General features: G+C 34.1%; 16 protein-coding genes. 14 read left to right on the top strand and 2 right to left on the bottom strand.

What is annotated here, in order from left to right:
- Positions 1-93: 93 nt before the first annotated feature.
- From IEU51_RS02145 to IEU51_RS02095, 11 genes are all read left to right on the top strand, one after another.
- On the top strand, positions 94-636 hold the full coding sequence (locus IEU51_RS02145; protein WP_186087479.1) for a YqeG family HAD IIIA-type phosphatase: 543 nt from the start codon (positions 94-96) through the stop codon (positions 634-636).
- A complete protein-coding gene (gene yqeH, locus IEU51_RS02140) occupies positions 620-1,726 on the top strand; it encodes a ribosome biogenesis GTPase YqeH (RefSeq protein ID WP_408634874.1) in 1,107 nt (368 codons plus the stop codon). Before IEU51_RS02145 ends, yqeH begins: the two co-directional genes overlap by 17 nt.
- A 2-nt stretch (positions 1,727-1,728) precedes the next feature.
- Positions 1,729-2,517, top strand: coding sequence for a shikimate dehydrogenase (gene aroE, locus IEU51_RS02135; protein ID WP_229713797.1), 789 nt, complete (start codon positions 1,729-1,731; stop codon positions 2,515-2,517).
- Complete coding sequence (yhbY, locus tag IEU51_RS02130) at positions 2,514-2,807, top strand: ribosome assembly RNA-binding protein YhbY (RefSeq protein ID WP_186087482.1); 294 nt, start codon at positions 2,514-2,516, stop codon at positions 2,805-2,807. The genes aroE and yhbY overlap by 4 nt, the downstream gene beginning before the upstream one ends.
- Positions 2,807-3,373, top strand: coding sequence for a nicotinate-nucleotide adenylyltransferase (nadD, locus tag IEU51_RS02125; protein ID WP_186087485.1), 567 nt, complete (start codon positions 2,807-2,809; stop codon positions 3,371-3,373). The genes yhbY and nadD overlap by 1 nt, the downstream gene beginning before the upstream one ends.
- Positions 3,360-3,929 (top strand): bis(5'-nucleosyl)-tetraphosphatase (symmetrical) YqeK, encoded by a 570-nt coding sequence (gene yqeK, locus IEU51_RS02120; RefSeq protein WP_186087488.1) that lies wholly within the window; start codon positions 3,360-3,362, stop codon positions 3,927-3,929. Before nadD ends, yqeK begins: the two co-directional genes overlap by 14 nt.
- 4 nt (positions 3,930-3,933) lie before the next feature.
- On the top strand, positions 3,934-4,269 hold the full coding sequence (gene rsfS / locus IEU51_RS02115) for a ribosome silencing factor (protein WP_186087503.1): 336 nt from the start codon (positions 3,934-3,936) through the stop codon (positions 4,267-4,269).
- Positions 4,259-4,978: a class I SAM-dependent DNA methyltransferase gene (locus tag IEU51_RS02110; protein WP_186087506.1), complete on the top strand. Its 720-nt coding sequence runs from the start codon at positions 4,259-4,261 to the stop codon at positions 4,976-4,978. Before rsfS ends, IEU51_RS02110 begins: the two co-directional genes overlap by 11 nt.
- A gap of 174 nt (positions 4,979-5,152) precedes the next feature.
- The gene (locus tag IEU51_RS02105) at positions 5,153-5,656 is read left to right on the top strand and encodes a helix-hairpin-helix domain-containing protein (RefSeq protein WP_188349262.1); all 504 of its coding nucleotides are present in this window, start codon (positions 5,153-5,155) and stop codon (positions 5,654-5,656) included.
- Positions 5,657-5,659: 3 nt separating this feature from the next.
- A complete protein-coding gene (locus tag IEU51_RS02100; RefSeq protein WP_186087512.1) occupies positions 5,660-6,127 on the top strand; it encodes a ComE operon protein 2 in 468 nt (155 codons plus the stop codon).
- A gap of 17 nt (positions 6,128-6,144) precedes the next feature.
- Positions 6,145-8,355 carry a DNA internalization-related competence protein ComEC/Rec2 gene (locus tag IEU51_RS02095; RefSeq protein WP_188349261.1) on the top strand — a complete coding sequence of 737 codons (2,211 nt, stop codon included), beginning with the start codon at positions 6,145-6,147 and terminating at the stop codon, positions 8,353-8,355.
- Positions 8,356-8,385: 30 nt separating this feature from the next.
- Here the strand turns inward: IEU51_RS02095 and IEU51_RS02090 are convergent, their stop codons facing one another.
- Entirely contained in the window at positions 8,386-8,520 is a 135-nt protein-coding gene (locus IEU51_RS02090; protein ID WP_186087517.1) for a YqzM family protein, read from the bottom strand.
- 92 nt (positions 8,521-8,612) lie between these two features.
- Here IEU51_RS02090 and holA point away from each other — a divergent pair, with 92 nt between their 5' ends.
- Positions 8,613-9,575: a DNA polymerase III subunit delta gene (gene holA, locus IEU51_RS02085; protein WP_186087520.1), complete on the top strand. Its 963-nt coding sequence runs from the start codon at positions 8,613-8,615 to the stop codon at positions 9,573-9,575.
- A gap of 207 nt (positions 9,576-9,782) precedes the next feature.
- On the opposite strand, the gene rpsT is transcribed toward holA, so the two are convergent.
- The gene (gene rpsT / locus IEU51_RS02080; RefSeq protein ID WP_186087523.1) at positions 9,783-10,025 is read right to left on the bottom strand and encodes a 30S ribosomal protein S20; all 243 of its coding nucleotides are present in this window, start codon (positions 10,023-10,025) and stop codon (positions 9,783-9,785) included.
- A gap of 164 nt (positions 10,026-10,189) precedes the next feature.
- On the opposite strand from rpsT, the gene lepA reads away from it, so the two are divergent.
- Positions 10,190-12,013, top strand: coding sequence for a translation elongation factor 4 (lepA, locus tag IEU51_RS02075; RefSeq protein ID WP_186087526.1), 1,824 nt, complete (start codon positions 10,190-10,192; stop codon positions 12,011-12,013).
- Positions 12,014-12,063: 50 nt separating this feature from the next.
- Positions 12,064-13,182 carry a radical SAM family heme chaperone HemW gene (gene hemW / locus IEU51_RS02070; protein ID WP_186087529.1) on the top strand — a complete coding sequence of 373 codons (1,119 nt, stop codon included), beginning with the start codon at positions 12,064-12,066 and terminating at the stop codon, positions 13,180-13,182.
- Positions 13,183-13,406: the final 224 nt, after the last annotated feature.

The following is a 13,406-nucleotide window of genomic DNA, read 5'->3' as shown; positions in this document are numbered from 1 at the left end:
ACTGAAGCGGAAAAATTAGAGATTGAAGAGTAATTTAATGGCGCCTATATATTAGGCGCTTTTTTGTATTAAATTTAAAACGAGGATACTAGTATGAAAAAATTAATTGAAAAGTACTTTTTACCAAGTGAATATGTAAATCGTTTTTCAGACATCACAGTAGAGATGTTAAAAAATAAAAACAAGAAAGCAGTCATGATTGATCTTGATAACACGATGGTTGCTTTCGATGACCCAAATGCAAACGATGAAGTGCTTGATTGGATTAAAAATTTAGAAGAAAATGGAATTGAAGTTCTAATTTTATCTAACGGAAATCGTAATCGCGTGGAAAAATTTGCAGTACCACATGATTTAAAGTTTATTCATAGTGCTAGAAAACCACTTATGAAGAACTTCCATTTAGGACTACGTATGTTGAATGTGACGAAAAAAGAAGTTGTTATGGTTGGAGATCAACTCATGACAGACGTATTAGGTGCGAACAGAGTACGCGTGGACTCTATACTTGTATTGCCTATTAAAGACAAAGATGGATACGCAACGTTCTTAAACAGACGCATGGAACGTATTGTAATGAAATGGATGGACAATAAAGATCTCATTAACTGGAGGGGAAATAGTGACAATGTATAAATGTATTGGTTGTGGCGCAACGCTTCAATCAGAAGACAAAACAGCGCCAGGGTTTGTACCAGCAAGCAGACTGACAGAAGAAGATGTAATTTGTCAAAGATGTTTCAGACTTAAAAATTATAATGAAACACCAGATGTCATGATGGAATCAGGAGAATTCATGGCAATGTTGAACTCAATTTATGAGAAAGAGGGTATTGTACTTAAAATCATAGATGTATTTGACTTTAAAGGCAGCTTAATACCATCATTCAACAGAATTGTAGGAAATAAGAGAGTAATTGCGGTTATTAACAAGATTGATTTGCTTCCGAAATCTACAAACATGAACCGTGTGATTTCTAGAGCGAAGAAGATGCTTGCCGATGAAGGCATTACAGCAAATGAAACGATTGCGATTTCAGCAATTAAGGGACACAATCTTGATCAATTACTTAATCTTGTTAGTAAGGAAGCAAAAGGACAAGACATCTATATTGTAGGTACGACGAACGTGGGTAAATCAACGTTAATCAATAAACTGATCGAAGATAGTACTGGAGAGAAAGATGTAATTACGACATCAAATATTCCAGGAACGACTTTAGGGTTAATTGATATACCTATTTCTGAAACACAAAGCTTTATTGATACACCAGGGGTTGTCGTCGATTCACAGATTGCGCACTTTATCTCACCTAAAGATTTAAAAGTGATCATGCCGAAAAAAGAAATTAAGCCGAAGACTTTTCAGCTGAATGAAGGTCAAACACTCTTTATTTCTGCACTTGCACGTGTTGATTTTGTTAAAGGTGAAAGAAGCAGCTTCACAGTCTATGCATCAGATAAAATTAAAATTCATAGAACAAAAACTGAAACTGCGACAGACTTTTATGGTAAACATTACAACACACTGCTCGCGCCGCCAGAAATCGAACATCCGGTATTAATTCTTGATGCTGAAACAGTATCATTTAGAACGACTGAGCGAAGTGATGTGTTAATTAGCGGCTTAACGTTTGTATCCGTCGATGAAGACGTTCAGATAGATGTAACAGTTCCTAAAGGAGTAGAAGTTTCACTGCGTCCGTCTGTATTTAAAGGAGTGTAATTATGAATTTTGCAGTAATTGGACATCCCATTGCACATTCATTTTCACCATTTTTACATCAGGTGAATTTTAAAGAAAATAATGATGATCACAGGTATACTTCTATTGACGTTAATCCAGATGATATAAAATATATTAGAGGCATTACTAAAATGCATGAGCTTTCTGGTTTTAATGTCACAGTGCCACATAAAGAAACAATCATGCCATATTTAGATGAAATCGATGAAAGTGCATTTACTATTGGAGCAGTAAATACTGTTAAAATTGTGGATGGAAAGTATATAGGGTATAACACTGACGTATCAGGGTATAGACAATCATACATTGATGCATTTTCAGATGATTTTAAGAGAGTACTTATATTAGGCGCAGGTGGTGCCTCTAAGGCTGTGTTAAATGCACATCTTTCACTTGGCCATGACGTGACAATTGTTGCGAGACGTAAAACAAGTTTTAATGATTTTAAAGACAAAAATTTTAAAACACATCTGCTAGGTGAAGCTTATGACAAGCCATTTGACGTCATTGTAAATGCGACTCCACTCGGATTACAAAAAGAAGATGCATTTAATGCATTCAATTTGGAACAAGTAGTTCATGATGATACGATTGGTATGGATTTGATTTATAATCCTGAAATTACTCCGTTCATGACACATTTTAATATATATAAAAATGGTCTGGATATGCTGATCGGTCAAGCGATGGATGCATATGAAATATGGACAGATAAAAAAGGAAACAGAGAAGCAGTTAAAACTGCTTTCATAGAAAGGGAAAATTTATGACATTAACAGGAAAACAACGCAGATATTTAAGAAGTCTCGCGCATAACTTAAAACCAGTATTTCAAATTGGTAAAGAGGGCGTGAATGATAATCTTATCGCTCAAATTAATGACTATTTAGAAATTCACGAACTTTTAAAGGTGTCGATTTTACAAAATAGTTCAGAAGATAAAAATGAAGCGGCTGAGAAGTTAGCTGAAGGTACAAATTCACACGTTGCACAAGTGATTGGTAAGACGATTGTTTTATATCGTGAATCTAAAGAAAACAAGGAAATCAAGTTACCATAATGAAAATTGGAATCTTCGGTGGAACTTTTAATCCGATCCATCTTGGTCACACAAATGCTATTGGCGAGGCAAAAAAACATTTTTGTCTGGATAAAGTAATTATAATCCCAGCAGCACAGTCACCACTTAAAACTGACAAACCAATGAAAGACTCAGACAGAGTTGAAATGATTAAACGTGCAACGAAGTATTTAGATTTTGTTGATATTGATCGACTTGAATTAGATAGAAGTGGTGTCAGCTTTACTTATGATACTATTGTTGAACTGAAAAATAAGTATCCTGATGATGAATTATTTTTTATCATGGGTGAAGATCAGTATGACTCATTTGATAGATGGTACAGATATGATGATTTATTAGACCTTATAACGTTTATTGTACTTAGAAGGAATGGAAGTACGAAACAAATAGAAGCACCATTTATTGCTAAAAACACGAGTATCTTTGAAGTAAGTTCAAGTGAGATTAGAAAAAGAATAAATCAAAACGAGCAATATTCACATTTAATAAACGACCACGTATACGCATATATTAAGGAGCATAATCTTTATGAAGAAAAGTGAAGCAATCAGTCTAGCAAAAGAGAAACTTCCTGACCGTAGATACCAGCACTCATGTAGAGTTGCAGATACTGCAGTTCAGATGGCAGAGATATTTGGGGCAAACGAGAAGAAATGTTTTTTGGCTGGAATGCTTCATGATTATGCTAAGTATGATGACTTAAAAGATATGCATAAGATTGTTAAGAAGTATCATATGGATCCTGAATATCTTCAGTACAAATCTGAAATTTTACATGGACCAATTGCAGCACATATTATGAAGACAGAATATGGTGTGACTGATGCAGATGTTTTATATGCCATGGAAAACCATACGTCAGGTAGAAGTAATATGACATTAGTTGAAAAGATTGTCTATGTTGCGGATTATATCGAACCTAAAAGAGAAATACCTGGGGTAAAAGGCATTAGAAAAGTAGTCTTTAGTGATAAGAATTTAGACAAGGCTGTTTTCTTAATCACGAAGGCAAACTTATTACACTTAATTTCAAAAGATCGTATGATTTTTAGTCGTACAATTGAATGTTATAACTACTACAATAGAGTAAAGGAATGATATCTTGGATTCAAAATTAGTTTTAGATAAATTAAAAAATGCTGTTGATGACAAACGTGCTTACGATATCCGTGTATTTGATGTGCAAGAGACAAGCTCAGTAAGTGATTACGTCATCATCTGTCACGGTACCTCAGACAGACAAGTTAAAGCAATTGCTGATGAAGTACAAGAAGTCGCAGAGGAACTAGAAATTGATACTCACATCGAAGGCTATAGAGAAGGCAAGTGGGTTTTAATCGACGTAGATGACGTGATTGTACACGTATTTATGAAGACAGAACGGGAATACTACAACCTAGAACGTCTCTTCTATGATGGAGAAGCCATTGAAGTCTAAATACGAGAAGTTTAGCCATGTATACAAGGTCATGAACTATGATTTCCCGTATAATCTATGGTTTGATATTGTCAGTCCATATAACAAAGAAACGTCTGTATTAGATATTGGCTGTGGTACTGGAGCGCTGCTCAATATGTTAAAAGCAAGTAGAGGAGTTGGTATCGATAACTCTGAAACGATGATTGAAATAGCTAAAGAAACTGCACCAAGCCGTGAGTTTCATGTCGCTGATATGAAAGACTTTGACCTCGAAGAAACATTTGATTTAATTACTGCAACAGCCGACGTATTGAACTATGTTTCTGATATCGAAGAGCTAAAGTCAGTTCTATTTAGCGTTAAGAAACACATGAATAAACACAGTGTGTTTATCTTTGATATGCATAGTGAGTTTAAGATCTTGAATGAATTCGACGGTGAAATCTACATGGATGAGACATCAGATATCACCTATATTTGGGAAGTGTCGAACGGTGAAGAAGCACTTTCGGTTATTCATGACATTACTTACTTTATAAAAGATCAAGACAATAAATATGATAAGTATAAAGAGACGCACTATCAGCAAGGATTCACTCATGATGAAACAATTGAGCTACTAGATAATCTAGGCTTTGAAATAATCTCGAGTTTTAGTGATTTTGATGCTGAAAATGAGATTTTAGAGATGTGTGAAAGAAACTTTTTCATAATAAAATTAAAATAAAAAAGATAATTCAGTAAAAACACCTATATGTATATAAGAGATACTTTTACGGAGGTGTAAACGATTACTGAATTATTTTTTAAATACAAAGAATGGCTTGGGGTTATAGTAGTTTTTGTTGCTCTCGGTACATCGTTATTCTTGTTCTTTAAGGATGACAGTCATCCAATTGAGGTGTTAGAACAAACTGATATAGAGAGTATCAGTGCAGCTGAACCAGAAAAAGAGCCACCACCAGAACCACTTGCCACTGTATTTGTAGAAATTAAAGGTGCAGTCTATAATCCAGGCGTTTACGAACTTCCAAAAGACGGTCGTGTGAAAAACGTGATTGAGCTTGCGAGAACGACGAGTGATGCAGACTTAACACTCATTAACCAAGCAGAGAAGCTAAAAGATGAAATGGTGATCTATGTTCCCGTTAAGGGTGAAACGATACCTGTAGCAGTGTCTTCAAGTGCTACGGATACACCTGATGAATCATTAGTTAACATCAATACGGCAAATGAAGCGGAACTCATGACTTTAAATGGTATTGGTGAGAAAAAAGCACAGACGATACTTACATATAGAGAAGAAAATGGACTATTTATGAAAGTGGAAGATTTGCTTAACATCCCTGGAATCGGCGAGAAGACTTTAGAAAATTTAAAACCTTATATAACAGTAGGAGATTAAATGATGAAGAGAATTAATTGGAACGAATACTTTATGGCGCAAGCGATGCTTTTATCATTAAGATCAACATGTTCAAGACTGTCAGTAGGTGCAACACTTGTTAAGGACAATCGTGTTATTGCGAGTGGGTATAACGGTGCAGTATCAGGAGAGCACCACTGTACAGATCATGGATGCTATATGGAAGATGGCCACTGTATACGTACGATTCACGCGGAAGTGAATGCGTTGCTACAATGTTCTAAAAACGGTGTATCAACAGAAGGTGCAAGTGTATATGTCACACACTTCCCATGCATTAACTGTACAAAAGCGCTATTACAAGCAGGTATTACAAATATCTATTACAGAGAAGACTATAGAAATCATCCATATGCGATTGAACTAATCGAAAAGACAGGTGCAACTGCTACTAAAGTAGATTTAGATGTAGATCGCTTAAAAGCATACTTAGACGAGTCAACGCTATGATTTTCTTTAACAGCGCTATGATTATTGTAATTAGCTGTTTAATCGTGAGTAACCCAATACTTGGGTTATTTTTTTTGTCTGTTTTTATCTTTATGCTGAATAGAAGAGGGTTTTCTAAGAAAGAGATTATTATTTACACGTTAGGACTCATCATCTTTGGGACAATATATTACAACTATGATTTTAAGAGTGTAGATTCAAAAATAGATAATTTTAAGGTGGTGGACTATGAATATTACGAAGACAGCGTTGGATATAAAATAGAGTCTAATAATAAAAGTTTTATTCTTTATGTAGAAGAAGGCAACAGAATACCGCTAGGAAGCTTCTGTAAAACAGTCATGCCAATAGATACAGTGACACCTGAAGTAGAGCGTAACTTCATAAAAAGAAACGACATCATGACGCAACTTACAAAGAATATAAGTGGAAAAGTCTACCTTGATAATCTCTCTCTTGTTAATTGTTTCAAAGAAAAGCACACAATAAGTACGAAAATAAATGAAATCAGATATCAGTACATAGAGAGAGTTAAAGCTAGTTCAGAGCATTCATATATTGGTGACATGCTCATGCTTTCAATTGGAAATAAAATGTATCTCACGAATGAATTCTTTCAAGGATTACAGAAACTTGGTATATACCACCTATATGTAATATCTGGAACACATGTCGCTTATCTGTCAGTGGTTATATTTGTGATACTAAAGCGTTTTAGAATACCAATAGAAATTATTAAAGTATTCACAATCATTGTTCTAATTCTATTCTTATTTATTAACGTCTTTAGCCCTAGTGTCTTCAGAGCGGTACTCATGGCAATACTCCTAATCATATCCTCATTCTTCAAAAAGAAACCATATGTTGCAGTAATCTCAATTTCTGCATTAGTACAACTTATATTAAATCCATTTATGATTTATAACGCAGGATTTATACTCTCATATCTCACAACATTTACAATTTTACTAAGTAGAAAAAGCTTCGCAAATATGCATACAATTCTACAACTCTTTTTTATAACACTTATAGCTGAGTTCTCAACGACACTTGTGATACTGTTATTCTTCAACGAACTCTCACTCAGTGGATTACTCATGAATCTCATATTCGATCCAATATTTACGATTGTAATCTTCCCAGCAACGTTGATATTCAATATCGCACTATTCACGTACTTTCCAGAGATTCTTGACTCTCTTTTAAACATAATCTTTTCTTACAACCATAAGCTTATACTTTATCTCAGCACAGTGATTGAACATAGAGTAATAATAAAAAATATAAATGCGTATCTTTCAAGTTTAGTAATTATGCTGACTTTTCTTATTGTGCAAACTACTGCTAAGAGAAACTACAGACTGTTACTGATTCATATATCTTTATTACTCACAATCATTTTTACATTTGCCAATTACAATAAAAACGATTTTAGAGTAACGATGATAGATGTTGGTCAAGGAGACTCTTTCTTAATTCAAGATTTAAAAAAGGATGTCACAATACTTATTGATACAGGCGGACGTCACTATAGAGAAACACCGAGAATCAGGCTATCAGATAAGACAGTTCTGCCTTACTTAAAAGAACAAGGGATTCGTAAGATTGACTTACTCGTACTGTCACATTTTGATAATGACCATATCGGAGAGTACAGTCACATTTACGAAAAAGTAAATGTAGAAAGGATCATGATCAATACTAATGATGAAAAACTAGAATCATTTTTAGAGTCATATACAGGAGAACCTTCAAAACTAATCGGCAGTAACTATCTATCAAACTTCAATCTAGGTAACATCAATATAAGAAATCTCACTGTAAAAGAACAAAACACAAAAGAATCCAATGCAAACTCAATTATTTTAGAGTTAACCCTTAATGATTACTCATTTCTATTCTTAGGAGATGCGCGTACTGAAGAAGAAAATAAAATTATAGAAAAACTCAGCAATATTGACGTAATAAAAATAGGACATCATGGCTCTGATACGAGTACAAGTGAAGAGTTAGCAGAACTTCCATTCAAATATGCATTAATTAGTGCAGGATTAAACAACAGGTATAAACATCCACATATTGAAGTAATAGAACGTCTAACCGCGAATGATAAAATAATATTAAATACAGCAAATGACGGAATGATTGAGATGGAGATAAAGAAGAATAGAATGTGTATAAAGTCAAAGCTATCAAAACAGAAGAATCATTGTGTAAACAAGACATAAAAAAACAAGCTACTATGTATGTAGCTTGTATTATCCAGCAACGATTCCAAATACTTGTGCAATTATATAAATTACAGTAAGTGATGCAAACCCAACTACGAATGCAAGACCTGAATCGATTACGTCGTTGTTTTTAGATTGTACATTTTTCTCAAACTTGTTCATGACATAACCCCCTTAATCGTTATCTCTAGTATAATGTAGTATGAGAAAAAAATCTATACTATAATAAGATAAGAGATGATATGGAGGATAATATGAAGTTAATTAATATTGTTTATGGAACAAATCGAGTCCGTATCGAAGAACAAGTGAATACTCTTGTCACAGATTATCTTGGTGAAGTAGATGATTTCAACAGAATTGTACTGGATTATAATGACACGACTGTTGAATCAATTATTGAAGAAGCACAAACACTTCCTTTTTTAAGTGAAAAAAAAGCAATTATTATTCAAAATGCCACTCTGTTTACAGCACTTCGTGCTAAAAATACAGTAGATCATAATATCGACTTGATGATTAAGTATCTAGAAAACAAAGAAGACGATACGTTACTCGTATTTTCTGTGCAGTCAGAGAATCTGGATAACCGTAAAAAGATTACTAAGATTGCGAAAGCAAATGGAGATATTTTTGAAGTAGGGGAAATGAATGAAGCGGAACTCCGCGACTATATACAAAGTGAAATACAGAATGAAAATGTCACATTCAACCCTCCAGTTATTAACATGATCATTGAAAGAACAGGTGTCCATTATGACACTGTGAAGCAGGAGCTAGAGAAATTGCTTCTGTATGTAGATGATGAGATTACTACAGAGCATGTAGAAGATGTAATTAGTAAAAGCTTAGATCAGAATGTATTTTTACTGACAGACTATCTTTTAAAAAATCAGAAGCAAGACGCTGTGATGTTGTTTAGAGATCTTATGCTACAAAAAGAAGAACCAATAAAACTACTTGGACTTGTAGCTGGACAATTTAGACTGTTCTATCAGACTAAAATTTTAAAACAAGAAGGATTAAACTCTGATGCGATTGCTAAGAGATTAAAGGTACATCCATATCGAGTAAAGCTTGCATATAGAACGGTTGATAGATATCCATTAAATTATTTATTAAATAAGATGATTCTATGCAGAGACATGGACTATCAATTTAAGTCGAGTTATTTAGAAAGAGAAGCATTATTTGAAGTGTTCTTGACTAAGATTTAAAGTGAAAACCAGTGATGTAGAATGATCTACATCGCTGGTTTTATGTTATCTGATATCTTTAAGTACTTTTCCTTCTTTTGCTACAACTAATATGTTGTCGTTATCTTTAAAGCTTCCAATCTCTACTATAAATTAGTGTTTCCATAGGGTTAAGAGCGAGAATGTTTGAAAAAATGCAAAAAAATAAACCTCTCTAGAAAGAGAAGTTTATTTTGAAAGTTGTGATTTCATACGACTTGCTTTATTTTTGTGAACTAAGTTTTTCTTAGCAGCTTTATCGATATGTTTGAAAGCAACGTTTACTAATTCTTCAGCGTTGTTTGCGCCTTCAGCTTTAGCAGCTTGTGCAGCTTTAACTGCTGTAAGCATTTGGTTTTTCTGTGCAATGTTCTTTTCGCCCGCAGCGTTTGACGTCTTAACGCGCTTAATTGCAGATTTAATATTTGCCATTTATGTTACACCTCCAGAGATAAAAAGTTGTACAACTTTGATTGCAACAAGAAATATTTTACCAAATTAACCTTAAAATTGCAATATTGAGATGAAAATGAATTGAGAAAAGTGGTGCAAAATGTTAAAATATTAGCATTGTAGAAAAGGGTGTTGGAAATTTTATGACTGATAAAGAACGTTTAGAAAGACAAAAACATATTAGAAACTTTTCAATCATCGCACATATCGACCATGGTAAATCTAGTCTTGCAGATCGCCTTTTAGAGCACACAGAATCTGTAGCAAAAAGAGATATGGAAGATCGTTTATTAGATGCGATGGATTTAGAGCGTGAACGTGGAATCACGATCAAGCTGAATGCAGTTCAATTAAAATATACTGCACGTGATGGTGAAGAGTATATCTTTCATTTGATTGATACACCAGGGCACGTAGACTTTACATACGAAGTGTCACGTTCTCTTGCAGCATGTGAAGGTGCAATTTTAGTTGTAGACGCAGCTCAAGGTATTGAAGCACAGACTTTAGCAAACGTATACCTTGCACTAGATAACGACCTTGAAATGGTGCCTGTAATCAATAAAATTGACTTACCTGCAGCTGATCCAGAACGTGTCGCTCAAGAAGTAGAAGACGTAATAGGAATTCCTGCAGAAGATGCAATCAAAGCTTCAGCTAAAGCAGATATTGGTATAGATGATATATTGGAAAAAATTGTTGAAGTAGTTCCTGCACCAAGCGGAGATCCATCAGCACCTCTTAAAGCACTCATTTTTGACTCATACTATGATCAGTATAGAGGGGCGATTTCATCTATCCGTGTGATGGAAGGTACGGTTAGAGTTGGAGACGAAATTAAAATGATGTCGACAGGTAAAGTGTTTGAAGTGACAGAAGTCGGTATCAACACACCCGCACCAATGCCTGTTAAAGAATTAACTGTGGGTGACGTAGGATATCTGGCGGCAGCAATCAAGTCTGTATCAGACGCACCAGTAGGTGACACAATTACATTAAAGAAGCACCCAGCAAAAGAAGCGTTACCAGGGTATAAGAGATTAAATCCAATGGTATATTGTGGTCTTTATCCTATCGATTCTGCAGATTACGTTGACTTAAGAGAAGCGTTAGAGCGACTTCAGTTGAATGACTCTGCGTTAGAATTCGAACCAGAATCATCACAAGCTTTAGGATTTGGTTACCGTACAGGATTCTTAGGTATGCTTCATATGGAAATTATCCAAGAGCGTATCGAAAGAGAGTTTGGTATTGATTTAATAGCAACAGCACCGTCAGTTATTTACAAAGTTAAATTAACGGATGGTAGCGAAGTGAATGTTGATAACCCGTCTCAGATGCCAGATCCACAAAAAATCGATTATATAGAAGAACCTTACGTTAAAGCTCAGATTATGGTACCAAACGATTATGTAGGGGCAGTGATGGAGTTATGTCAACGTAAACGTGGAAATTTTATTACTATGGACTATCTTGATGACATTCGCGTAAATATCATCTATGAAATCCCATTATCAGAAATTGTATTTGATTTCTTTGACCAATTAAAGTCACATACAAAAGGGTATGCATCACTTGATTATGAGATTATTGGTTACAGAGAATCTAGACTCGTTAAGATGGACATTCTCTTAAATGGTGAACAAGTCGACGCATTAAGTTTAATTGTTCATAGAGACTTTGCATATAGTAGAGGTAAAGCATTAGTAGATAAACTCAAGACCCTCATACCAAGACAACAATTCGAAGTACCTGTTCAAGCAGCGATTGGTAATAAAATCGTTTCAAGAACAAACATTAAATCAATGGGTAAAAACGTTCTTGCGAAATGTTATGGTGGGGATATCTCTCGTAAAAGAAAGTTATTAGAGAAGCAAAAAGAAGGTAAAAAGAAAATGAAAGCGGTAGGATCTGTAGAGATTCCTCAAGAAGCTTTCTTAGCAGTATTAAAAATGGACGAAGATTAAGTCACGAGGAGAAATCGAAAGGTTTCTCCTTTATATTTAGGAGTGATGATTTGAGAAGTTTATATGTTCACATTCCATTTTGTAATCGCATATGTACGTATTGTGATTTTAATAAAGTACTCATTAAAAACCAGCCCGTAGACGAATATCTAAATGCGTTAAAAAAAGAAATCGACTCTTTCCCTGAAACAAATTTACAGACAATTTATGTAGGTGGCGGCACTCCAACTGCATTATCTATGAAGCAACTTGAGTTTTTATTAGAGATTATAAATAACAAGTTTGGCACTGCTTCAGAATATACATTTGAAGCAAATCCAGATGAACTCACGACTGAAAAGATATCTTTATTAAAAGATTATGGTGTGAATCGTATTTCTTTAGGCGTTCAAACATTTAATAATAATCTATTAAAAGTACTCGGACGTACACATAATTTTGATGATATTTATCGTTCTATTGAACATATGGATAAAATTAATTTAGATAACTATTCAATTGACCTCATGTATAACTTGCCAGGTGAGACGAATCAAGATATTGAAGATAGCTTGAAAAATATCGAAATATTAAAACCAAAACACATCTCTTGGTATTCACTAATTATAGAACCACATACAGTATTCTATAACAAGATAAATCGAGGACAGATGTCGATTGGTTCTCCGATTAAAGAAGGAGAGATATACGACCGAGTGATCAATGGACTTGATAATCTTGGATATCCTCAATATGAAATATCAAACTTTAGTAAGGAAAAATATCAGTCTGAGCACAATAAGACGTACTGGTTAAATGAAAACTATTTAGCTGCAGGAGCAGGAAGTCACGGTTATATTGGTGACACACGTTATTACAATATTAAGCCTGTGACACATTATATCAATGCAATGAATGAAGAAAATAGTGTAGTTAAAGAAAGAATCATTTTAAATCAGAATGATATGATGGAAGAAGAAATATTTTTAAGACTTCGCTTAAATCAAGGTGTTTCAACTGAGCGATTTGAAGAGAAGTTTAATATACCAATATATGATGTATATGGAAATGCGATTAAAAAACATATCGATTTAGGTCATTTACAACAATATAACCAATATATTAGTCTCACAGATGAAGGCAGGATGATTGGAAATGACGTATTTGTAGACTTCCTGATTGGAGATTAAAGAGTTTTCAAAAAGAAAGCTCTTTTTTCATGCATATAATTAGCACTCTCGTGTAATTATTGCTAAAATAATATTTGACCTTAGTTGATTAAGTTTGTTCTGAAGGTCAACAAACCTATGTGTATCAATAGTTTAGAAGGATTCATGATTTCGAGTGATTAGTGTTGACATACTTTGACTAATACGTTATTATTAACTTAGCACTTGATTGAAGAGAGTGCTAA

The organism is Phocicoccus schoeneichii, from assembly GCF_014635565.1.
GTDB classification, from domain to species: Bacteria; Bacillota; Bacilli; order Staphylococcales; family Salinicoccaceae; genus Phocicoccus; species Phocicoccus schoeneichii.
Note: the sequence above shows the minus strand (reverse complement) of the source record. Positions and strands in the feature narration are given on the sequence as shown.